The sequence below is a fragment of the Pseudomonas sp. R28(2017) genome (assembly GCF_002112505.1).
Classification (GTDB): domain Bacteria; phylum Pseudomonadota; class Gammaproteobacteria; order Pseudomonadales; family Pseudomonadaceae; genus Aquipseudomonas.
Genome location: NZ_NEHW01000015.1, coordinates 68927 through 92119 on the forward strand (window position 1 = coordinate 68927; position 23193 = coordinate 92119).

Below are 23193 nucleotides of genomic sequence, written 5' to 3' on the forward strand. Positions count from 1 at the left end.
GGCCGGGCGATGCTTGCCCAGGTGCGCAAAATACCTATCATGTAGCGACCGGCACGGGGTTCACCGTCGCGCCAATTCTTCTTTCCAGCGCCGAGAGCACGATGACCGCGGAGTCTCCCCAGGACGACCAACTTGAGCCCTCCCTGTCGGCCATCAGCTTCGGCCCGTTCCAGGTCGTGCCGGGCAAACGCATGCTCACCCGCCACGGCACGCCGGTCGATATCGGCGGCCGCGCCTTCGACCTGCTGCTGGCCCTGCTCGAGCGGCCCGGCCGGGTGGTCGGCAAACGCGAGTTGCTCAGGCGCGTGTGGCCCGACCTGGTCGTCGAAGAAGGCAGCCTGCGCTTTCACATGACCGGCTTGCGCCGCACGCTGGGGGATGGCGAGGACGGCGCGCGCTACATCAACACCCAGGTCGGCGTGGGGTACGCGTTCGTCGCGCCGATCACCCATACCCCGGGCGCACCCACCGTGCCAGCGCCCTCGGCGGCCTACCCGCTGCCCAACCGTACTCGCCTTGCGGTCGGCAGCTTGCCGCCGCGTTCGCAGCTGATCGGCCGCGAGCGCGACGTGCTGCAAGTCTGCGAGCACCTGCAGCAGCCCAGGCTGTTCAGCATCGTCGGCCCAGGTGGCGTCGGCAAGACCAGCCTGGCCGTCGAGATCGGTCATCGCCTGGCCAGCAGCGGGCAAGGAACGGTGCGCTTCGTCGACCTGGCCCAGGTCGAAGATGCCGACGTGGTGCCGTCGGCGATCGCCGGCTCGCTGGGCATTCCGGTGCAAGCCGAAGCGTCGCTGTTCGTGCTGCTGGCGCATTTGCGCGGGCAGCAGCTGCTGCTGGTCATCGACAACTGCGAGCACCTGATCGATGCCGTTTCGACGCTGGTCGAGCAGATCCGCGATGCCGCGCCAGGCGTCGCCATCCTGGCCACCAGCCGCGAACCCCTGCGTGCCCGTGGCGAGCACCTGCACCGGCTCGAACCGCTGGCCTTCCCCAGCGAGCAACAAGCGCTGGGCCTGGACGAACTGCTGGCCTTCCCGGCCATCCGCCTGTTCGTCGAACGTGCCACGTCGAGCAACACCGCCCTGACCCTGAGTACCGACGATGCGCGCATGATCGGCGACATCTGCCGGCGCCTGGACGGCATGGCGCTGCCCATCGAGCTGGCCGCCGTGCGGGTGGCCAGCCACGGCGTGCAGGCCACCCATACCCTGCTTGGCGAGCGCTTTTCACTGGGCTGGTCGGGGCGCCGCACCGCGCAACCGCGGCACCAGACACTGCGCGCCATGTTCGATTGGAGCTACGGCCTGCTGGGCGAGCAGGAACGCCTGGTGTTCGACCGCCTGGCGGTGTTCGTCGGCCCGTTCTCGCTGCAGGCCGTGACGTACATCGTCGCCGACGACACCCTCGACCCGCTCGACGCTGCCGCCCTGCTCGATGAACTGTGCGCCAAAGGGCTGGTGACGGTCGACCGCAGTGACGCTTCGGCGGCCTATCGGCTGCTGGAAATGACCCGCGCCTACGCCCGCGAAAAACTGCTGCTGCGCGGCCCGCACGAGGCCCATGCCCTGGCCTTTCGGCATGCCGCTTTCCACACGGAACTGCTCAGCCACCTGGGCGGTACGCCGCAGCAGATCTTCAGCGCCTCGGCGCGCCTGGCCAGCCAGCTGGGCAACGTGCGCAGCGCGCTGGAGTGGAGCTTCGGCCCCCAGGGCGACCCCGGCCTGGCGCTGCCGCTGGCCGCCGCCAGCGCGCAGTTGTTCCTGCATTTTTCGCTGTTGGTCGAGTGCCGTACCTGGTGCGCCAGGGCCACCGAACTGCTGCAGCTGGGTTTTTTCGGCACGCCCACCGAAATGGAACTGCAAGCCGCGCTCGGGCTGGTGCTGATGTTCACCCAAGGCAACAACGAAGCGGCCCGGCAAGCCTTGCACCGTGCCCTGGAGATTGCCGAGCAGCTGGATGACCGCTGGTCGCAGCTGCGCCTGCTGGGCCGCCTGCAGATCTTCTACGAGCGCATCGGCGATTTTGCCGCCTCGCTGCACTGGGCCGAACAGGCCGTCGAAGTCGCCAAAGGCATGGGCCAACCCGAGGCAACGGCGGTAGCCGCCTCGCTGGCGGGCATTGCCTACCACCTGCTGGGCAACCAGACCCTGGCCCGGCAGACCCTGGAAACCTCGCTGCGCCACAGCCTGCCCTCCGAACGCAGCAGCACCATCCATTACGGCTTCGACCACCGCAACCGCACCGGCCTGGCTTTGGCCCGCACGCTGTGGCTGCAAGGCTACCCCGACCAGGCCCGGCAAGGCGCGCAACAGGTCGAGCGCGACGCGGTGCAGCTGGACCACGCCGCCACCTACTGCATCGCACTGGTCTGGACGCTGCACATCGACATCTGGACCGGTGACCTGCAACGCGCCCGCAACGGCCTCGCGGTCTTCGCCAAGGTCGCCCAGACCAATGCCTTTGCGCCCTACATGGCGGCCGTCCAGGGCATCCAGGCCGCCATCGACATCCGCAGCGGGCAACCGGCCAATGCCGTCGCCGCGCTGGAAGAAGCCCTGGCCAGGCTGCACGGCATGCGCTACGAGCTGCTCACCACGTACTTCGAGATCGCCCTTGCCGAAGGGCTGGTGCTCAGTGGTGCCTACGACAAAGCGCTGGCCCAGGTCAGCCACACCATCGGCCACTGCCGCAGCAGCGGCGATGCCTTCGCCCTGCCCGAACTGCTGCGCATCAAGGCGGCCATCCACAAGGCCATGAACCCGGGCGACCTGCAACTGCCCGAAGCCCTGCTGTGCGAAGCGCTCGCCCTCAGCCACGAGCAGGGCTCGCGCAGCTGGGCCTTGCGCAGCGCCATGGACCTGGCCGAACTGTGGCGCGAGCAGCAGCGCCTGGCCGAAGCCAGGCAATTGCTGGCGCAGTACCGCGAGCAGTTCAGCGAAGGCTTCGAGACCCTCGACCTGCGCCAGCTGGAGCAACGCTGGCAGGCCCTTGCAATGCCGGCATGATACCCGCCCTGCCCGCCCTCACGACTGGCCGGCCGCCGCTTTTTCAACCATGCGTGCCACCGCTTCGGGGTGAGAAATCATCACCACGTGGGACGCCCCCTTGATCACCTGCACCGCCTTGCCGTGGGCGCGCCGGGCCATGAACGCCAGGGACTGCGGCGGGATGTTGCGGTCCTGGTCGCCGTAGATGTACCAGGACGGAATGTGCTTCCAGGCCGGCTCGCCGGACGGCTCGTTCAGCGCCGCGTCGGTGATCGGCCGCTGGGTCGCGGCCATCACCGCGGCCTGGGCAGCCGGTACATCGGCGGCGAACTGCTGGTGAAAGCGCGCCTGCTGGACGTACAAGTCCTTGCCGCCGTCGGCCAGCGGCACCGGCGCAGCCAGGGCCGGGCCCAGCGTACTGCCAGGGAACTTGCCGGCCAGGCCCGCGACCGTCTCGCCGGCGTCCGGGGTGATGGCGGCGACGTACACCAGCGCGCTGACATTGGCATGGCCGTTGGCCGCCGCACTGATCACGCTGCCACCGTAGGAATGGCCGACCAGTACCACCGGGGTGCTGATCTGGCCGATCACCGCCGACACCGCCGCGCCATCTGCCGCGACACTGCGCAGCGGGTTGGCCACGGCGACCACCGGGTAGCCGTCCTGTTCCAGTATCCGGATCACGCCGTTCCAGCTGGAGGCGTCGGCGAAGGCACCGTGCACCAGCACGACAGTGGGTTTTTCCGCCTGGGCCAGTGCCTGGCCGGCGCTGAACAGGCTGGCGGTGATGGCCAGTGCGGTCATGAGCTGCTTCATGGGTAGGTTCCTCGGTTTCACAAATGGTCGGCATCCATCACCGCCTGGGCAAAGGCCTGCGGCGCTTCCTGGGGCAGGTTGTGGCCGACCCCGCCGCTGATCAGGCGGTACTCGTACTTGCCGCTGTAGCGCTTGGCATAGGCCTCGGCAGGCGGGTGCGGCGCGCCGTTGGCGTCGCCTTCCAGGGTAATGGTCGGCACCTGGATCGTGGGGAAGGCGGCGAGCTTCTTCTCCAGCGCGTCATACTTCGCTTCGCCCTTGACCAGGCCCAGGCGCCAGCGGTAGTTGAAGACCGACACGGCAACATGGTCGGGGTTCTGCAACGACGCGGCACTGCGGTCGTAGGTGGCGTCGTCGAACTGCCACTGCGGCGAGGCCAGCTTCCAGATCAGCTTGGCGAAATCGTGGGTGTTCTGCTGGTAACCCTGGCGGCCGCGCTCGGTGGCGAAGTAGAACTGGTACCACCACTGCAGCTCGGCAGCAGGTGGCAAGGGGGCCTTGCCCGCCTCCTGGCTGCCGATCAGGTAGCCGCTGACCGCCACCAGCGCCTTGACCCGCTCCGGCCACAGCGCGGCAACGATGTCGGCGGTGCGAGCGCCCCAGTCGTAGCCACCGAGCACCGCCTGCTGGATGCCCAGGGCATCCATGAAATCGATCAGGTCCGAGGCCAGCGCGGCAGGCTGGCCGTTGCGCAGGGTCTTGGCCGACAGGAAGCGCGTGTCACCATAGCCACGGGCCGAAGGCACCAGCACGCGGTAGCCCTTCTGCGCCAGCGCCGGGGCGACGTCGGCGTAGCTGTGGATGTCGTAGGGCCAGCCGTGCAGCAGGATCACCACCGGGCCGTCGGCTGGGCCGAGTTCGGCGTAGGACACCTCCAGCAGGCCCGCTTTGACCTGCTTCAACTCGCCGAACGAGACATGGCTGCCGGGCTTGATCGCTTCGATCGTGCTGGCGGCGACAGTGCCGGCGTGGGCCTGGCAGGGTTGCAGGCTCAGGGCCGCGAGCGGCAGCAGCGCCAGGCCCAGCAGGCGGCGGATACGTGGGGTCGTGGGGTTCATGGTGAAACTCCGGGGTTGGGGTTATCGGGATACCTGGGCGTCGCCCGCCTTGCCTGCCGCCCGCAAGGGGCGGAACGCCTGGCGCAGCTCTTCACTGAACAGCTGCGGTTGTTCCCAGGCCGCGAAGTGGCCGCCCTTGTCGACCTGGCGGTAGTAGGCCAGTGACGGGTAGGCGCGCTGCGCCCAGCTTTGCGGCGCCTGGTAGATCTCGCGGGGGAACACGGTAATGGCCACCGGTACCTTGATGTCCTGGGTCTTCTGCGCGGCCGCACTGAAGTTGTTGTTATTGTTTTCCCAGTAGAAGCGTGAGGACGACGCGCCGCTGTCGGTCAGCCAGTACAGGGTGATGTCGTCGAGCATCTCGTCACGGCTGAGCACCCGCTCGGGGTGGCCATCGCTGTCGGTCCAGGCGGCGAACTTCTCGTACATCCAGGCCGCCGTGCCGGCGGGCGAGTCGGCCAGCGAATAGCCGATGGTCTGTGGCCGCGTGACCATCATCGCGCCGTAGGCGGCGTTGCGGCCAAAGAAGGTGCTGAGCGCGGTGTAGGCGCTGCGCTCGGCAGTGCCGAGGCCCGCCGGTGCGGGGTCGCCGCTGTTGATCGGCTTGACCAGCTCGGGCGGCACGGTGGCCGGCATGTTCAGGTGGATGCCCAGAAGGCCGGCAGGCGCCAGGCGGCCCAGGGCATCGGAGATCACCGAACCGTGGTCGCCGCCCTGGGACACGTAGTGCTGATAGCCCAGGCGCTTCATCAGCACGTCCCAGGCCTTGGCCACCCGCTCGGGGCCCCAGCCCAGCACGGCGGGCTTGCCGGAAAAGCCATGGCCGGGGATCGACGGGATGACCACGTCGAAGGCATCTTCGGCACGCCCGCCGTAGGCGGTGGGGTTGGTCAGCGGGCCGATGGCCTTGAGGAACTCGAACTGTGAGCCCGGCCAGCCATGGGTGAGGATCAGCGGCATGGCGTTGGGCTGGGGCGAGCGCACATGGATGAACTGGATGTCGACGCCATCGATGGTGGTGATGAACTCCGGCAGCGCATTGAGCCGGGCCTCGGCCTTGCGCCAGTCGTAGTCGCTGCCCCAGTACTTCACCAACGCCTGCACCTGGGCCAGCTGCACGCCTTGCGAGGTATCGTCGACGGTTTCCTTGTCGGGCCAGCGGGTGGCGGCGATGCGCTGGCGCAGGTCGGCCAACTGGGCGTCGTCGACATGGATGTGGTACGGGCGGATGGCTTGCGACTCGGCCGCCCATGCCCCCATGCAGGTAGCAAACAGGGCAAGGCCGAGCGCACCGGCCTTGGCGCAGCGAGGCAACGGAACAGGCGGAGCAGCACGCATGATGAATCTCCTTTGGCTATGCCAGGCTGATCACATCACTGCCAGCGCCAGGCGGCGATTACACCTAGGTGTCGGGCGATACCTTGGTGTCAGCAACTGCCAAGCCTGTCGCTCCCACTGCCCGCGGTTTTCGTGCAGACTCCACGCAAAACCATGGAAGGACCCCGCATGAACGGGCAGACCCTCAGCCATCCGCTAACGGCACCGGCCACTACCCAGTGGCGGGTGATCGGCCTGTGCATGCTGTTCAACGTGATCGATGGCATGGACGCGATGGCCATGGCCTTCACTGCCCATGCCGTCGCCGCCGAGTGGGCGCTGAATGCCGTGCAGGTCGGCGTGCTGCTGAGCGCAAGCCTGGTCGGCATGGCCTGCGGCTCGCTGTGCGCCGCCACCCTGGCCGACCGCCATGGTCGCCGCCCGCTGCTGTTGTGGAGCCTTGCCCTGAGCGGCGTGAGCATGCTGCTGTCGTACTGGACCCAGAACTACGCCACCTTGCTGTTGCTGCGGGCCATGACCGGCCTCGGTGTGGGGGCGATCCTGGTCGGTGCCAACGTGCTGACCTACGAATACGCCAGCGAACGCCGCCGCGGCCTGGCCGTCGCCCTGCAATCCGCGGCATTCGCCTTGGGCGCCACCCTGGGCGGGCTGCTGGCCCGCGCGTTGAATGAAGGCGCGGGCTGGCGCCATGTGTTTCTGGCCGGCGCAGGCATCACCTTGCTCGCAGCGCTGGCCGGCCTGCGCGGGTTGCGTGAGTCCAGGGAGTATCTGGCGTTCGCCGCGCAAGCCGGCGCACCCCTTATGCGGGCCCGATACCGGCTGCTGTTCGCGCCAGGGCAATGGCTGCAGACCGTTGCCTTGGCCGCGACCTTCTTCCTGCTGATGTTCAGCTACTACTTCGTCACCAGCTGGACACCCGTGCTGCTGATCCGCAACGGCTTCTCCAGCGAGGACGGCCTCGGTGCGGGCATGCTGCTCAATGCCGGCGGCATGTTCGGCGCGGTGCTGGTGGGCCTTGCCACGCGCCGCCTCGGTTCGCGGCGGCTGCTGGTCGGCCTGCTGCTGCTCGATGCCCTGCTGATGACGCTGATGATGCCCGCAAGCCACACCCTGGCGCTGGCCCTCGCCGCCGGCTTCGGTACCGGGTTGTTGCTCAACGGGGCCATCGCCGCCCTCTACACCCTGGCGCCGCGCAGCTTCGTCACGGCAACCCGCGCCAGCGGTGTCGGCCTGGTGCTTGCCATCGGCCGCCTGGGCGGCATTCTGTCACCCAGCGTCGCCGGCCTGCTGCTGGCCGAGCAGTGGACACCGCAGCAGCTGTTGAACCTGTACGCCGCCAGCCTGCTGCTGGCCGCCCTGCTGGTGGGCTGCAGTGACCGCCGGCGCAGTGACACCTAAGTACTATGGGCACCTGCCGCGCCGCAGCGCATGCTGCCCCGGCGGCGCCCGCAACGCAGAGAACCGCCATGCTGAACGAGCCAGACCTGAGCAACCTGATCAACGCCGTGCCCGGCTTTGTCTGGAGTGCCAATGCCAACGGCGAGGTCAACTTCATCAACCAGCGCTGGTGCGATTACACCGGCATGTCCCAGCAGCAGGCCCGCGGCCACGGCTGGACCGCCTCGCTGCACCCGGACGACGCCGACGGCCTGCTGCATTACTGGCTGGGCTTGATGCAGGCCGGCACGCCAGGTGAGTACGAGGCCCGGCTGCGCCGCCACGACGGGGTCTACCGCTGGTTCCTGATCCGCGCCGTGCCGCAGTGCGACGAGGCCGGCGCGGTGCTGCACTGGTACGGCGAAAACACCGACATCGAAGACCGCAAGCAGGCCGAGGAAGCACTGGACAAGATCCGCTCGGAAATGGCCCACCTGGCACGGGTGGCCAGCCTCGGCGCCCTCACGGCCTCGATCGCCCACGAGGTCAACCAGCCGCTGGCCGGCATCGTCACCAATGCCAGCACCTGCCTGCGCATGCTCGGTGCCAGCCCGCCCAACGTCGAAGGCGCCATGGAAACCGCGCGGCGTACCCTTCGCGACGGCAACCGCGCGGCCGACGTGATCAAGCGCCTGCGCGCGCTGTTCGCCAGGCACAGCGTGCGCAACGAAGCGGTGGATGTGAACGAGGCGGCGCACGAGGTCATCACCTTGCTGCTCGGCGAACTGCGGCGCAATGGCGTCGTGCTTCAGGTGCAGTTCGCCAAGGGGCTGCCCGCAGTTCAGGGTGACCGCGTGCAGCTGCAACAGGTGATGCTCAACCTGATCCTCAATGCCGTCGAAGCCATGCGCGAATTGGCCGGCGCGCCGCGCCAGCTGCTGATCAGCACCGACCTCGATGCACGGCACGGCGTGCACCTGCAGGTGCGCGACAACGGCAGCGGCTTCGATGCCCAGGCCATGGGGCGCCTGTTCGAGGCGTTCTACACCACCAAGGCAACCGGGATGGGCATCGGCCTGTCCATCAGCCGCTCGATCATCGAGCGCCACAACGGGGAGCTCTGGGCCACACTCAATGACGGGCCGGGGGCGACCTTCCACTTTTCCATTCCGCTGCCCACGGCCAGCGGCGCAGCGGCAGACGGTGATGCCGCCAAGGAGGTCAACCCATGAAGGAGCCCGTGCTGGTGGCGGTGGTGGATGACGACGAGTCGGTCCGCGAGTCGCTGCCCGACCTGCTCAGGGAGTTCGGTTTTGCGGTCGAGGCATTCGCCTCGGCCGAGGCATTCCTGGCCTCCCCCTGCAAGGCGCAGGCCCGCTGCCTGATCCTCGACATGGTGATGCCCGGCCTGTCGGGCCCGGACCTGCTCAAGGCCCTGCACGCTGGCGGCCATGCCATCCCGGTCATCTTCATCACCGCCAACGCCGATGCCTGCCAGCACCCGCGCCTGCCGCGTGCCGGCGTGGTCGACTGCCTGGCCAAGCCTTTCAGCGAGGCGCAGTTGCTCAAGGCACTGAGCGCCGCGTTGCCGGTCGATTGAACCAGGACTTCAAGGAGCACAGCCGATGATCGCCCGCCACCTCAACGCCTCCCTGACCGCCACGGCGACCCCGCTGGTGTACGTGGTGGACGACGACATTTCCGTGCGCGAGTCGCTGGAGCTGCTGATCCGCTTCGCCAACTGGCAGCCACGGCTGTTCGACTCCGCCCAGGCCTTCCTCGCCCACCCGCGCGAGGCCGTGCCCAGCTGCCTGGTGCTGGACATCAACCTGCCGGGCCTCAACGGCCTGGACCTGCAGGCCGCTTTGGCCGGCACCCAGGCGGGCATGCCGATCATCTTCATCACCGGTTGCGGCGACATCCCCGGCACGGTCCGGGCAATGAAGGCCGGGGCGCTGGAGTTCCTGACCAAGCCGTTCGACGACGGCATCCTGCTGGCCGCCATCCATGCCGCGCTGGAGAAAAGCCGCAGCGCCCTCGAGCGCGACGTCAAGCTCGAGGAGCTGCGCGCACGCTACGCCTCACTGACCCCACGCGAGCGGGAGATCATGGACCGCGTGGTGGCCGGCTGCATGAACAAGGTCATCGCCGCCGACCTCGACATCAGCGAGATCACCGTCAAGGCCCACCGCGGCAAGGTCACCCGCAAGATGAAGGCACGTTCGGTGGCGGAGCTGGTGCGCATCGCGGCACAACTGACGGGGCCCACTGCTGGCGAGCAGTGAGCCCCGGGGTCGAGTGTTCAGGCGATCTGTCTCACCAGTTCATGGCCGTGCTCCTCTGTCGTCAGGCGGGGGGCAGTGGTTGCGTATCAGTTCTCACCGATGCAGTGGTCACCGAGGGTGCGGTAGTTCAGCACCTGGGTCTGGTCGTGGGAGTCGAGGTAGGTCAGGCGGGCATTGACCACCCCGCAGGCCGGCGTTGCATCCTGGCTGGTCGCCAGCACTTTCTTGATGTCCAGGTGGGTGCCATAGGTGTAGTCGCGGGCACTGTCGGCGGCTTCGGCACGGGCGGCCAGGGTGCAGACGTTCAGGGCGGCAAACAGGCAGGCGGTGTAGACGGCTTTGCGGTTCATGGTGATGCGCTCCGGGCTTCAAGGGGTTCGGTTTGAACCGAGGCGTTACTGCTTCGCTTCGATGGAGCCCATTTGACGCCTGGAACGTACCTGGCTTGTGTCATGATCCCTTGCGGATCGCATCACTGGGTATCCGCATCGCCTCTGGATACGCTGTGATACAAACGCGCGCAGCCTTCAGCGGGTGCTCTACCCGGCGCGTTCCATCGATCCCGTTGATGAATACTATCGAGCGGCTCGCCTGTCGACGTGCCACAGCCGGCTCTTATAATCGCCTTCAATTTTCCCTCCCCCTCGCCTGCAACAGGCGACCTCACCTTGGAATCAGGAACATGCCAAGCGTCAGTCAGGCCTCCCACGGCCTTCCCGAACATGATCAACAAAGCGTCAGGCAGCAGTGGCTGGCGATCCTCTCGGTCGCCGTGGGCGCCTTCGCCCTGGTCACCAGCGAGTTTCTGCCGGTGGGCGTGCTCAACGATGTGGCCAGCGACCTGGGCATCAGCGCCGGCCAGGCCGGGCTGATGGTGACGCTGCCCGGCATCATGGCGGCCCTCGCCGCGCCACTGCTGTCGGTAGGCATCGGCGCGATGGACCGGCGCTACCTGCTGATCGGCCTGACGCTGATCATGATCATCGCCAACTCGGTGGTGGCCTACGCCAGCGACTTCAGCCTGCTGCTGTTCGGCCGCGTGCTGCTGGGCATCAGCATCGGTGGCTTCTGGGCCACCGCCATCGCCCTCAGCGGCCGCCTGGCGCCCAAGGGCGTGAGCGTGGCCCGGGCCACCTCGATCATCATGGCCGGTGTGACCCTGGCGACCGTGCTGGGCGTGCCCGTGGGTACTTGGCTCAGTGGCCTGATGGGCTGGCGCATGACCTTCCTGGTCACCGCACTGCTCGGCGTGCCGGTACTGCTGGCGCAGCTGTTCCTGCTGCCGCGGCTCAACCCGGACAAGGCCATTCACATCCGTGACCTGCCGGCGCTGTTCGTCAACCCGCAAGCCCGGGTCGGCCTGATCGCCGTGCTGCTGATCGGCCTGGCGCACTTTGCCGCGTACACCTATGTCGCGCCGTTCTTCAAGCAGAGTTCCGGCTTCGACGGCCCGACCATCGGCTCGCTGCTGCTGCTTTATGGCGTGGCCGGGGTGATCGGCAACCTGTTCGCCGGCTACGCCGCCAACCAGAGCGTGCGCCACACGCTGATGCTGGTGGCGGTGATGATCGGCGTCAGCACCGCACTGTTCCCCTACTTCGCCACCGGCCTGACCGGCGCGGCCATGCTGATCGCGCTGTGGGGCTTCGCCTTTGGCGCGTTCCCGGCCTGCTCCAGCATCTGGATGTTCGTGGTGGCGCCCAAGGATGTCGAACGCGGCATGCCACTGTTCGTGGCCATGTTCCAGGTGATCATCGCGCTGGGCTCGTTCTTCGGCGGGCGCATCGTCGACCAGCTGGGCAGCTCGGTGCTGTTGAGCCTGGCCACGGCCCTGGTGGGTTGTGGTTTTGTCACGGTGCTGGTGCTGGGGCGTAATGTAAGTAACAGCCTGGCGGCGCAGGCTGGCTGACACTCCCTGTGGGAGATCACCCAGCCCTTTGGGCTGCGCTGTCGCGCAGCGAACAAAGCCTCAGCAAGCGCCGCTTTACCCTGTGGGAGCGGGCGTGCCCGCGAAGCATGCGACGCGGTGCATGGCACCGGCTTCGCCGGTGTTCGCGGGCACGCCCGCTCCCACAAGATCCTGCGGCAAGCTGGAAGTCCCACCATTCGTGGGGAAAATGGACCCGCTGCTGGGCGCTGGCCTGGGGTACTTGCGCCCCTTTATTTTGCGCACACCAAGCTGCACAAGGACTTGCCCGGCAAACTGCATGTGAAAAAAATGTTGGCATAGCCGTTGCTCGAGGCCTGTTAAACCAGGCAAAGCGCTATCAGTGGCCCGAAGCCACCTAGCTACGAGCGAGGCACCCGACCATGCCAATACCTGTCGTGATCCACCCCGGTTCCCACGCATTCAGATTGTCTGCCGTCACCGCACTGATGCTCAGTTTCTCGGCCGAGGCCTCCTCGCTGGACGATGTCAGCCAGCCACCGCCGACGGACCCGTCGCATTACAGCGACCAGCCGGTCGACCCCGGCCCGGCGCTGCTCGAACTGTTCAACCTGCCCGAGGCCAACGAGGGTGCGCTGGAGCTGCAAGACGGGGTGTACGGTGATCGCGCGAGCACCCGCGTCGACAACGTGCTGCCGCCCGCCTTGCAGACCTCGCGCAACTACCCCACCAATGGCAAGCCGAGCCCGCTGTTCGGGGCACAGCCGTTCACCCAGCAATTGCTGCTGTTCGAGGAATTCGGCCCGGAAAAACTCGACCCCAACCTGCCGCCACCGACACTCACCTTCCCGGTCCCCACGCTGGGCGCAGCCCCGGCGCAGGACCCTGACGTGGTGGCCCGCAGCAGCCCCAACGGCAACGCCCTGGAAGCCTTCCTCAAGCAGCCGGGCCTTTACCCGTTCCCCACCCAGTACGCCAACACCCTCGACCGCAACCCGTGGAAGGCGCAGATCGAGCTGTTCCTCAACCGCAACTCGGTCGGCTCGCCGGCAGAAGGCCGGCCACCCGGAAAAGGCTGGTCGCACCAGCGCTGGAACGAGTTCTACCCCCAGGCGGCGTTCAAGACTGCGCAGGCCGGTGCGCGCATCAACCAGGGGCTGCGGGACCGCAAGCAGTTGCACAACTATGCCGTCGGTGAGTTCGGGCCGGGCGGGCTGTACTACCAGACCTCGGACATCCCGACCACCCTCGGTACCACCAAGGGCATCGACACGCGCTTTCACCCGAACATGCCGCTGCAGAACCACAAGGCGCTGTGGACCTTCGACGGTACCTTCCCGGCCAAGCTGCTGATGGTCCGCTACGGCCAGCCAATGCTGATGCGCCACTACAACGCGCTGCCGATCGACCCGGCGGCCAACGCAGGCTTTGGCCTGCACACCATTTCCACCCACGAACACAACGGCCACAACCCGGCCGAAAGCGATGGCTACGCCAACGCCTACTTCTTCCCCGGCCAGTATTACGACTACCGCTGGCCGGTGCAGCTGGCCGGCTACGACACCATCAACACCCGTGCCGAAGACCCGCGCGCCGCGTTCCCCTGCTCGCCGGGCGAGACCCTGTACGTCAACGATGCCAGCCCAGGTTTGAAAACCTGCGAGAACGGCAGCATCAAGATTCGTGGCGACTGGCGCGAAACCATGAGCACCCACTGGTTCCACGATCACATGCTGGATTTCACGGCGCAGAACGTCTACAAGGGCAACGCCGTGATGATGAACTACTACAGCGCCATCGACCGCGGCAACGAAGCGCTGCAGGACGGCGTCAACCTGCGCTTGCCCAGCGGTTCGGGGATGCCCTGGGGCAACCGCGACTACGACGTCAACCTGGTAATCGCCGACAAGGCCTGGGATCAGAACGGCCAGCTGTGGTTCAACCCGTTCAACACCGACGGCTTCCTCGGCGACCAGATGCTGGTCAACTGGCAGTACCAGCCCAAGCTCAAGGTACGCGCCCGCAGCTACCGATTCCGCCTGCTCAACGGCTCGGTGTCGCGCTACTTCAAGTTCGCCGTGGTGCGTGAAATCGCCGGCAACAGTGGCGAGTTCAAGGGGCCGTCCGGCTCCAACGTGTCGTACGCCCGGGTGCCGTTCCACATGATCGCCAACGACGGCAACATCATGGAACATGCCGTACCGTTCGACGGCACTTTGGACCTCAACGGCGACGGCAAGACCGACGACAACAATGCCATCCTGCCGGTGCAGGCCATCGCCGAGCGCTACGACATCATCATCAACTTCGCCAAACATGGCATCAAGGCCGGCGACAAGCTGTATTTCGTCAACCTGATGGAACACGACACCGGCAAGGGCCCGAAACAGGCCATCGAGCTGGCCGACGTGCTGTCCGAGAAGTACAAGGCGGTGATCAAACAGACCAGCAAAGGGCCGGAATGGGACAAGGGCGACCCGGTGGTGGGCAAGTTCCTGCAAATGGTCGTGCAACCGTACAGCGGCACCGACGTCAGCATGGACCCGAGCACCTATGAACCGGCCAAGCCGGGCAAGGCCGAGGGCCTGAAGATGATCCCGCTGACCATCGACCGCACCGCCGCAGCCGACCAGGCCAAGCTCAAGGCCGCGCGGCACCGCGAGTTCCTGTTCGGCCGCTCCGACGGCACCGACAGCGCACCGTGGACCATCAAGACCGACGGCGGCTTCGGCTACAGCATGGACCCGCGGCGCATCACCGCCGCCCCGCAGATGGCCAGCGAAGCGACCCCGGGCGGCTTCAGTGGCGACGGCACCCTGGAAGTGTGGAAAATCAAGAACGGCGGCAACGGCTGGAGCCACCCGGTGCATGTGCACTTCGAAGAGGGCGTGGTCCTCAGCCGTGACGGCAAGGCACCACCGGAATGGGAGAAATGGGCACGCAAGGACGTCTACCGCATCGGGCCGGAAGCCGATGCTTCGGTGGAACTGGACGTGGCCATTCGCTTCCGCGAGTTCGCCGGCACCTACATGGAACATTGCCACAATACCCAGCACGAAGACTCCTCGATGCTGCTGCGCTGGGACCTGGAGCATCCGGGGCAGTTCCAGGTCATGCCCACCCCGCTGCCGGGCTGGGATGGCGTGGAGTACATGGCTTCGGTGGGGCTGCCGACCTTCCGTACCGCCAGCAAGGACAACGATCCGGACCCGGCCAACAAGCCACCGGTGGCCAACAATGACGGCGCCGCGACCACGGCCGGCAAGCCGATCGTGATCAACGTGCTGGCCAACGACACCGACCCTGAGGGCCACCTGCCCTTGACGGTGACCGGCCTGAACCAGCCGGATTCCGGCAAGGGCAGCGCCAGCAGCAACGGCACCACCATCACCTATACCCCGCCGACCACGGCCGACACCCCGTTCATCGCCAGCTTCGCCTACACGGCACGCGACGCCAAAGGCGCCGAGTCGCTGGCGCCAGCCACGGTCAGTGTCGCAGTGAGCCCTGCCGTGGTGGCGGACCAGATCGAGGTCAGCAGCGCCGTGGTGCAAGTGCGCAGCAACAACCGCTCAACCTGGGACATCGCTGGCACCACCTCGGTGGCCAACGGCAACAGCATCAGCGTGACCGCAGCTACCACCAGTGGCCCGCTGAACCTGGGCACGGCGACGCTGACGGCAGCCACCAGCGGAGCACGCTGGCGGTTGTCGGTGACCACCACCGGCAGCGGCCCGGCGACACCGGCGACGATCACCGTGAAGTCGGCACTGGGGCAGAGCGTGACCGCACCCATCACCGTCAAATGAGTGTGCAGAGCAAGACCGGGGCCGCCTGACGGCCCCGCGTGACAACGGCGTGCCGGGTATGCGTGACACGCCGCGCCATTGAATCGTCCCGATGAGTCATATTGATGCCTTCCGCCCTTCAGGCTAATACTAAGGTATCTGCCTGGGGAGGCACGGATCATGCAATCAAGATTTGTTATCGTTCCCGCTGTACCCGTCGAAAAAGAATGCTTTCAATCGGGCTCTCGTTTCTATGCCGCTACCGTTTCTGGTGGCTTCGACATCTACGACAACCAGGAGAAATTGCGGCTCAAACCCAGTTATGCGACCAGGTCACAGGCAGAAGCCGCACGCGTGAAGCTGAACAGCGAATGCCGTAATCCAGACGAGTTATTCCCCTTCTTGCGGGTGGAATGCGCCGGCATCGATCAGTGACTGCGAACTGCGCTGCCAGTCATCGCTGGCAGCGCCCGTGGCTCAGGCAACGGGCCATCTGTCTCGGCACAGATCAGTCGTCGTCGCGCCAGTCCCGATGGTGCTTGCGCCAGCCATAGTGATGGCCACGGTCGTGGTGGCGACCCCGCCAGCCCCGATCATCGTCGTCATCATCGTCGTAGTCGCGACCACGGGAATGGTGGCCACTTTCATCATCGTATTCCCGGCCCATGTGGTTACCCAGGGCGCCACCCACGCCGCCACCGGCTGCCGCGCCAATCAGGCTGCCCGTGGTACCGCCCATCTGGCGGCCGACCACGTTGCCGCCGGCTGCACCCAGTGCGCCGCCAATGGCAGCTTCGCCACGGCTGTGTTTGTTGGCACCCACCGCACCACCGGCCGCGCCACCCAGGCCAGCGCCGATCGCCGAGCCGGTGTTGCCACCGATCGACTGGCCGACCACCGAGCCCAATACCCCGCCCAATGCGCCGCCTATGCCTGCTTCGGTATTGCCGCCTGCCGATGCGACGCCGCTCAGCAAGCCAAGGGACAACAACAGAATCGAGGAGTACTTCATGCGTAAAAGCCTCAAAGGGATGCCGAGGCGATCCTGAGGCTCTGCACGGGGGCTTACAATTGAAATCCGACGAGTAACACGGCGTGGAAAAATTCTCTAAGCTACTGTTTTTTCGGTGAAACTTCAGGGCTTTTTAGCGGTCTTTGGCTAATTGCCAGGCTCGGCGCCGAGCCTGGCGCTCCTGCTGTTCTGCAATGGGGGTAGATCTGTGCCGGGCGGCACGGCGCCAAGATCGAACACCCTCGTTCCGCTAGCGCCGAGGGGTTCATGCATCAACCCCTTTCGCGCTGAGCATGAAGCCGCGTCAGGCAAAATGCCGCAGCGCGCTGTCATCCCACTCCTGGCTGGCATGCGACCAGCCATTGTCCGTCGGCAGCGGGAACCCGGTGCGGTTGTGCCCCTGCCTGGCTTCGAAATCGAAGACCGCATGCGGGTAGTCGTTGATCAGCAGCAGCGCCTTGCGGTGGTCCTCGGACCAGGCAATCTTGACCGTGGAGGGCTTGTCCCGGTCCGCGACGCTCTCCACGTCGTAGATGTGCAGCGCAGTCTGGATCGGGTTGCCGGCGCCTGATGTATCCAGGGCGTAGAAATAGCCGGTTTCCTCATCGTCCTCGAACACCACGACGTAGGGCCCTTCCCCGGCCGGTGCCTCAACCACCAGGCCGTCCCCTACGATCAATTCGTTCTGTGCGGCGAGATAGGCAGGCATGTTGGCAATCCTTTTCCTGTGAGAGAAGGCTTGATCATGCCCAGCAACGACTGCCCGCTGCAAGCGAATCTGGATTGCGCCCTGGCGCCGCAATCAAGCCGCCCCGCGCCTGGCTTTGGCACCGTCTTCAATCCAGCACCGGCTTGAGCAACGCCTGCGCCTCATACAGCGTCGCCAGGTAGCGCAGGCGCATTTCGTCGATGCTCAACCGGGACGCATGGGTGGTGATAGTCAAGGTCGCCTTCAACTGGCCGCTGCGGTCGAGCAGCGGCACACCCAGCACACGCATGCCGATCTCGTATTCCTGATCGACGATGCTGTAGCCCTGCGCCCTCACCCGCTGCAACTCCGCCTCCAGCAGTGCCCTGTCGGTCTGGGTGTAGGGCGTCAGCGCATTCAGCGGGTTGCGCGCAAAGTATTCCTCACGCTGCCCCTCCTCCAGCCACGCCAACCAGACCCGGCCGCTTGCCGTGCAATACATCGGTACCCGTGACCCGGGGCGGATCGACAACGAAGCGATGTGGCTGTAGCGGCTGCGCACCAGGTGAATGATCTCGTCGCCATCACGGCTGCCCACCGACACATGCTCCTGGGTCTGCCGCGCCACCTGCTCGACGATCGGCCGCAGCATGCGCGGCAACTGCGCCGAATCGACATAGGCCTGGCCGAGGCGCAGGGCCTTGGGGGTCAGCCAGTAATGGCGGTTGTCGGTCTCGGCGAAGCCTTCGTGCACCAGCGTCAGCAGAAAGCGCCGTGCGGCGCTGGGGGTCAGGCCGGACAACCTGGCTGCCTGGGGCACGCTCAGGCGTGGTTGATCGGCACTGAACAGCTGCATCAGCGCCAGGCCTTTCTGCAGGCCGGCGATCAGATCGCGGGGGTGGATCTCGGACTGGGGCATGTACGCGGCTCTTGGAAAGGGGCAATTACTGCGATAACCGAAAGGTGGCTGCGATTATCGCATCAAACAGCCGATCAGCGCATTGTTGACGTTGCCGCCCCACGACAAGCTTGCCTCCACAACAACAGCCATAACGGAGGTCAGCATGATCCGAGGTTCGACAGAACTGGTCGCCATCGTCGGTTCGCCTATCGCCCAGGTGAAGTCGCCGGAAAACTTCAACACCTGGTTCGCCCACAACGCCCGCGACCTGGCGATGCTTCCCATCGACCTGCAGGAAACAGCACTGGGCGCCTTTGTCGACCACCTGCGCGGTTGGCGCAACCTGCGCGGCTGCGTGGTCACCGTGCCGTACAAGCAGGCCCTGGCCACGCGGCTGGACGGGCTTAGCGAGCGCGCCCAGGCACTGGGCTCGGTCAACGTGATCCGCCGTGAACACGACGGCCGCCTGCTGGGCGACAACGTCGATGGCGCGGGCTTCCTCGGTGCCGCCCGCCTGCAAGGCTTCGTGGCCAGCGGCAAGCGCGCACTGGTGGTGGGTTGCGGCGGGGTCGGCAGTGCGATCGCCTATGCACTGGGTGAAGCGGGCATTGCCAGCCTCACCCTCAGCGACCCCAGCGCCGAACGCGTCGGTGCACTGGGTGAAGTGCTAGGCAATGCCTTCCCGGCGCTTCAAGTCGCCACCCTTTACCGCTCACTGGAAGCCTTCGACCTGGTCGTCAACGCCTCCCCCGTCGGCATGGGCAACAGCGGCGAGCTGCCTCTGCCCGCCGCGCTGCTGCAGACCCTGAAGGCCGCCACGCTGGTGGCCGACGTGGTCACCTCGCCGGAAATCACCCCGCTGCTGCACCAGGCCCGCGAACGCGGCTGCCCGATCCAGACCGGTGCACAAATGGCCTTCGCCCAGCTGGGCCACCTCGGCGCCTTCATGGGCGTCACACCGCTGGAGATCTGAAGCCATGAGCGTTAGCGAACAAGCGGTGTACGATCTGGTGGTGCTCGGCAGCGGTGCCGGGGGCTTCGCCACGGCAGCCACGGCGGCCCGCCGCGGGCTGAAGGTGCTGGTGGTGGAAAAGGCCGAACGCTTTGGCGGTACCTCGGCGATTTCCGGCGGCGCGGTGTGGATCTACGGCAGCGATCAGGCCCAGGCGGCCGGTGCCAAGGACTCCCCCGAGGCCATGCGCACCTACCTCAAGACGATCATCGGCGCCGGTTACAACCCGGCGCTGGTGGATGCCTTCATCGAGCAGGGCCACCAGGCCCTACGCTGGTTGGAACGCAACACCGAACTGCGCTACGGCCTGCGCCCGCATTCGCCGGACTACTACCCCGACGAACCCGGCGCCACCGAGTTCGGCCGTGCCCTGGAGATGGTCGAGTACGACGGTCGCCACCTCGGCGCGCGCTTCAAGGACCTGCAGATGCCGCCGCCGGGCATGCTGCTGTTCGGCGGCATGATGGTCAACCGCGTGGACATCCAGCACTTCCTCAACCTGCGCCGCTCGCCCGCCTCGCTGTGGCATTGCCTGAAGCTGATGGCACGTTATGCGCGGGACCGGCTGCGCCACCCACGCGGGACCCGCCTGACCACCGGCAACGCGCTGATCGCACGCCTGGCCAGCAGCGCCTTCGCCCACGGCAGTGAACTGTGGCTGCGCAGCGAGGCACAGGAGCTGATCGTCGAACGCGGCGCGGTAACCGGCGTGATCGTGCAACGCGAAGGCCGATTGATACGGGTGCAGGCGCGTGGTGGCGTGGTCTGCGCCATGGGTGGTTTTGCCGCCGGCAAACTGGCAGCAGGCTATCGCCCGGACGCCGCAACCACCCACCTGAGCATGTCGCCGGCCACCAATGACGGCGCCGCCCTGCGCCTAGGCGAGGCGGTGGCGGCGGCACAGGGGGAAGGCCTGGCGGCCAATTTCTTCTGGGCGCCGGTGTCCGAATTGCGCCACGCCAATGGCCAGTGCGAGCGCTTTCCGCACCTGGTCACCGATCGCGCCAAGCCTGGGGTGATCGCGGTCGACCCGGCCGGGCGGCGCTTCGTCAACGAATCCAACTCCTACCACCACTTCGTGCAGACCATGCTCGCCAACGGTATCGGCCATTGCTGGCTGATCTGCGACGCCGAGGCAATGAACCGATACGGCCTGGGCCTGGCGCGGCCAAAGCCGGTAGACAATGCGGCGCTGATCGCCGCCGGCTACCTGCAGCGCGCCGCCAGCGTGCCCGCCCTGGCGGCGGCCATCGGCGTCGACCCGCAGGCCCTGCAACAGACGCTGGAGCGCTTCAATGCCGACGTCGGCAACGGCATCGACCGTGCATTCGGCAAGGGCGGCAACAGCTACAACCGCTACATGGGTGACCCCCAGCACCAACCCAACCCGTGCCTGGCACCGCTGACCAAGGCGCCGTTCTACGCCGTCCGCATCCATACCGGCGACCTCGGTTCGGCACGCGGCCTGGTCACCGACGCCAAGGCCAACGTGCTGAACCGCAGCGGCGCGCCGATTGCCGGGCTGTATGCCGTGGGCAACGACATGAATTCAATGATGAACGGCACCTACCCCGGCCCCGGCATCACCCTTGGCCCCGCCCTCACCTTCGGCTGGCTCGCCGCCAGCCATATCGCCGAGCGCCTGCAGGCGCCAGCCACCCACCTGGAGCAACCCGCATGTACTACGAACTGAGAACCTACACCCTCGACCCGTTGAAGATGGCCGACTGGCTGGCCCTGTACCAGAGCCATGCACTGGAGGTGCAGCGCGAACACCTGGGCAACCTGGTGGGCTTCTTCACCAGCGAATTCGGCGAGGTCAACCAGGTAGTGCACCTGTGGGCCTACGCCAGCCTCGACGAGCGCATGGCGCGCCGTGCCGCGATGGCCGCCGACCCACGCTGGGCGGAGTTCTCGCGGCGCAACCGGGAGCTGGGCGCGGTGCTGCAGCTGCAATCGCGACTGCTGCGGCCCACGGGTTTTTCGCCGCTGCAGTAACCAGCCCCTGATTTAACGAGGAGCGTGCGGCGCAACTGTCTTACTCGCTTTCAAACCTGTGGGAGCGGGCTTGCCCGCGAACACGGGCGAAGCCCGTGCCAGCCACTGCGGCGCCTGTTTCGCGGGCAAGCCCGCTCCCACAGCGTTCGCGCCAGCTTTCAGAAACTGAGCACGGCTGCTGCTCCCACAACGCTCTCGCTGAACGTCAAAAGGATCCATCCATGCACCCCCTCGAATGTGACGTACTTGTCATCGGCTCCGGTGCCTCTGGCCTGGCGGCCGCCGTTACCGCCGCGCATCACGGCCTGAAGGTGATCGTCGCGGAAAAGGCCAGCCAGCTTGGCGGCACCAGTGCCTGGTCGGGGGGCTGGCTATGGATTCCGCGCAACCCGCTGGCCGTCGCCGAAGGCATCATCGAAATCGACGACGCGCCAGAACGTTACCTGCGCGCCCAGACCCACGTTGCCGAACTGGACCTTCGCCAGCGCGCCTTCCTGCACCATGGCCCGGAGATGGTGGCGTTCTTCCAGCAACACACTGCCGTGCAGTTCCAGTCTGGCAGCAAGATGCCCGACATGCGTGACGGCGACGGCAGCGCCCGTGGCGGGCGCTCGCTGTGCGCGCTGCCGTTCGACGGTCGCTTGCTGGGCCCGTGGCTGCACAAGCTGCGCCCGCCACTGGACATCGTCAGCCTGGCCGGCATGGGCATCGCCGGTGGCGCGGACATGGCCGCGTTTTTCAATGCACGGCGCTCGCCCAAGGCCGCCTTGCACGTTGGCAAGCGCCTGCTGCGCCATGGCCGCGACCTGCTGCTGCACCGCCGCGGCCTGCACCTGGTCAACGGCAACGCCTTGGTCGCGCGCCTGTTGCGCAGCGCCCTGGACCTTGGCGTGACAGTGCTCACCGACAAACCAGCCGCCCGCTTGCTGGGCGATGGGCGCATCGACGGCGCGCAGTTCGCCGATGGCCAGCTGATCCAGGCACGCCGTGGCGTGGTCCTGGCCTGTGGCGGCTTTGCCCATGATCGCCAACGCATCGCCCAGCTGATGCCCCATGCGCCCGATGGCCACCAGCACCACTGCGCCGCGCCACCGGAAAACAGCGGTGACGGCCTGCGCCTGGGCGAACAGGTCGGGGGGCACGTCGGCATGCTGGCTCAGGCCGGTGCCTGGGCACCGGTGTCCCGCGTGCCACGCCGCGACGGCAGCATTGGCCACTTCCCGCACCTGATCGACCGCGCCAAGCCCGGCTTCATCGCCGTGCGCCGCGACGGCCGACGGTTCGTCAACGAAGCCGACTGCTACCACGACTTCATGAATGCACTGTTCGCCACCACGCCAGCGGGCGAAGCGCACGAAGCCTGGCTGATCTGCGACCATGCCGCACAACGGCGCTACGGTATCGGCTGGGCCAAGCCGTTCCCCTTCCCGACCCGCTTCTATCAGCGCCGCGGCTATCTGTTCAGCGGCCAGTCCCTGGCAGAACTGGCGCAACGCTGCGGGATCGACGCCGGACAACTGCAACGCAGCGTGGCCGACTTCAACCGGCATGCCGCGTGCGGCGAAGACCCGCTGTTCCAGCGCGGCGCCTCGGCCTACAACAAGGCCCAAGGCGAACCGCTGCAGGGGCCCAACCCCTCATTGCGGCCGTTGCTGCACGGGCCCTTCCATGCGGTGAAGCTGCTCCCCGGCAGCCTCGGCACCTTCGCCGGCCTGCACACCGATGCTGCGGCACGCGTGCTCGATCACGCCCAGCAGCCGATACCCGGCCTGTTCGCGGTCGGCAACGACATGCACAGCGTGATGGCCGGGCATTATCCTAGCGGTGGTATCACCCTGGGGCCGGGCATGACCTTCGGCTACCTCGCCGGCAAGGCGCTGGCCCGCCGGTGAACGTGGCACACTACTGTTCGATTATCGAACAGTAGCCCCCTGCAGCGAATTGACGCTCGCCGCTTCACTGCCCACCATGCACCGGCCTTGCGTGCACCCCCTGCCTGGGGCCAGGTCACGTTCGAGAAACAGCCGTTCATTACAATTTCAAGA

19 protein-coding genes are annotated in these 23193 nt (G+C 66.7%); 12 read left to right on the forward strand and 7 right to left on the reverse strand.

From position 1 onward, the window contains the following. Positions 1-101 precede the first annotated feature (101 nt). The gene (locus tag CAF78_RS23125) at positions 102-3005 is read left to right on the forward strand and encodes a winged helix-turn-helix domain-containing protein (protein ID WP_085677407.1); all 2904 of its coding nucleotides are present in this window, start codon (positions 102-104) and stop codon (positions 3003-3005) included. 18 nt (positions 3006-3023) lie between these two features. On the opposite strand, the gene CAF78_RS23130 is transcribed toward CAF78_RS23125, so the two are convergent. The 3 genes from CAF78_RS23130 to CAF78_RS23140 are packed head-to-tail and all read right to left on the reverse strand — an operon-like array spanning position 3024 to position 6199. Next, positions 3024-3803, reverse strand: coding sequence for an alpha/beta fold hydrolase (locus tag CAF78_RS23130; protein WP_085677408.1), 780 nt, complete (start codon positions 3801-3803; stop codon positions 3024-3026). Between the two features lie 17 nt (positions 3804-3820). Continuing rightward, positions 3821-4861 carry an alpha/beta fold hydrolase gene (locus CAF78_RS23135; RefSeq protein WP_085677409.1) on the reverse strand — a complete coding sequence of 347 codons (1041 nt, stop codon included), beginning with the start codon at positions 4859-4861 and terminating at the stop codon, positions 3821-3823. Between the two features lie 21 nt (positions 4862-4882). After that, positions 4883-6199 (reverse strand): epoxide hydrolase family protein, encoded by a 1317-nt coding sequence (locus CAF78_RS23140; protein WP_085677410.1) that lies wholly within the window; start codon positions 6197-6199, stop codon positions 4883-4885. Positions 6200-6367: 168 nt separating this feature from the next. Here CAF78_RS23140 and CAF78_RS23145 point away from each other — a divergent pair, with 168 nt between their 5' ends. From CAF78_RS23145 to CAF78_RS23160, 4 genes are all read left to right on the forward strand, one after another. Beyond that, entirely contained in the window at positions 6368-7597 is a 1230-nt protein-coding gene (locus CAF78_RS23145) for an MFS transporter (RefSeq protein ID WP_085677411.1), read from the forward strand. A gap of 68 nt (positions 7598-7665) precedes the next feature. Next, a complete protein-coding gene (locus CAF78_RS23150; RefSeq protein WP_371856913.1) occupies positions 7666-8808 on the forward strand; it encodes an ATP-binding protein in 1143 nt (380 codons plus the stop codon). Continuing rightward, positions 8805-9176: a response regulator transcription factor gene (locus CAF78_RS23155; protein ID WP_085677413.1), complete on the forward strand. Its 372-nt coding sequence runs from the start codon at positions 8805-8807 to the stop codon at positions 9174-9176. The genes CAF78_RS23150 and CAF78_RS23155 overlap by 4 nt, the downstream gene beginning before the upstream one ends. Positions 9177-9201: 25 nt before the next feature. Then, positions 9202-9861, forward strand: coding sequence for a response regulator transcription factor (locus tag CAF78_RS23160; RefSeq protein WP_085677414.1), 660 nt, complete (start codon positions 9202-9204; stop codon positions 9859-9861). An 86-nt stretch (positions 9862-9947) separates the two neighbouring features. Here CAF78_RS23160 and CAF78_RS23165 read toward each other — a convergent pair whose 3' ends face one another. Then, entirely contained in the window at positions 9948-10211 is a 264-nt protein-coding gene (locus CAF78_RS23165) for a DUF2790 domain-containing protein (RefSeq protein ID WP_085677415.1), read from the reverse strand. Between the two features lie 332 nt (positions 10212-10543). Between CAF78_RS23165 and CAF78_RS23170 the strand changes: the two genes are divergently transcribed. From CAF78_RS23170 to CAF78_RS23185, 3 genes are all read left to right on the forward strand, one after another. Continuing rightward, positions 10544-11770, forward strand: coding sequence for an MFS transporter (locus tag CAF78_RS23170; RefSeq protein ID WP_085677416.1), 1227 nt, complete (start codon positions 10544-10546; stop codon positions 11768-11770). A 401-nt stretch (positions 11771-12171) separates the two neighbouring features. Beyond that, complete coding sequence (locus tag CAF78_RS23180) at positions 12172-15558, forward strand: Ig-like domain-containing protein (protein ID WP_085679927.1); 3387 nt, start codon at positions 12172-12174, stop codon at positions 15556-15558. Positions 15559-15717: 159 nt separating this feature from the next. After that, on the forward strand, positions 15718-15972 hold the full coding sequence (locus CAF78_RS23185) for a hypothetical protein (protein ID WP_085679924.1): 255 nt from the start codon (positions 15718-15720) through the stop codon (positions 15970-15972). 73 nt (positions 15973-16045) lie between these two features. On the opposite strand, the gene CAF78_RS23190 is transcribed toward CAF78_RS23185, so the two are convergent. From CAF78_RS23190 to CAF78_RS23200, 3 genes are all read right to left on the reverse strand, one after another. Continuing rightward, complete coding sequence (locus CAF78_RS23190; protein WP_085679921.1) at positions 16046-16549, reverse strand: glycine zipper domain-containing protein; 504 nt, start codon at positions 16547-16549, stop codon at positions 16046-16048. A 304-nt stretch (positions 16550-16853) separates the two neighbouring features. Then, on the reverse strand, positions 16854-17258 hold the full coding sequence (locus CAF78_RS23195; RefSeq protein WP_085679918.1) for a DUF2251 domain-containing protein: 405 nt from the start codon (positions 17256-17258) through the stop codon (positions 16854-16856). A 127-nt stretch (positions 17259-17385) separates the two neighbouring features. Beyond that, positions 17386-18156, reverse strand: coding sequence for an IclR family transcriptional regulator C-terminal domain-containing protein (locus CAF78_RS23200; protein ID WP_085679915.1), 771 nt, complete (start codon positions 18154-18156; stop codon positions 17386-17388). Positions 18157-18301: 145 nt separating this feature from the next. Here CAF78_RS23200 and CAF78_RS23205 point away from each other — a divergent pair, with 145 nt between their 5' ends. The 4 genes from CAF78_RS23205 (at position 18302) to CAF78_RS23220 (ending at position 23040) form a co-directional block, all read left to right on the forward strand. Next, complete coding sequence (locus CAF78_RS23205) at positions 18302-19111, forward strand: shikimate dehydrogenase (protein WP_085679911.1); 810 nt, start codon at positions 18302-18304, stop codon at positions 19109-19111. Between the two features lie 4 nt (positions 19112-19115). Then, the gene (locus tag CAF78_RS23210; RefSeq protein WP_085679907.1) at positions 19116-20843 is read left to right on the forward strand and encodes an FAD-dependent oxidoreductase; all 1728 of its coding nucleotides are present in this window, start codon (positions 19116-19118) and stop codon (positions 20841-20843) included. Beyond that, positions 20828-21148, forward strand: a complete 321-nt coding sequence (locus CAF78_RS23215) for an NIPSNAP family protein (protein WP_085679904.1) — start codon at positions 20828-20830, stop codon at positions 21146-21148. Before CAF78_RS23210 ends, CAF78_RS23215 begins: the two co-directional genes overlap by 16 nt. 95 nt (positions 21149-21243) lie before the next feature. Continuing rightward, positions 21244-23040, forward strand: coding sequence for an FAD-dependent oxidoreductase (locus CAF78_RS23220; RefSeq protein WP_256573936.1), 1797 nt, complete (start codon positions 21244-21246; stop codon positions 23038-23040). The last annotated feature ends 153 nt before the right edge of the window (positions 23041-23193 follow it).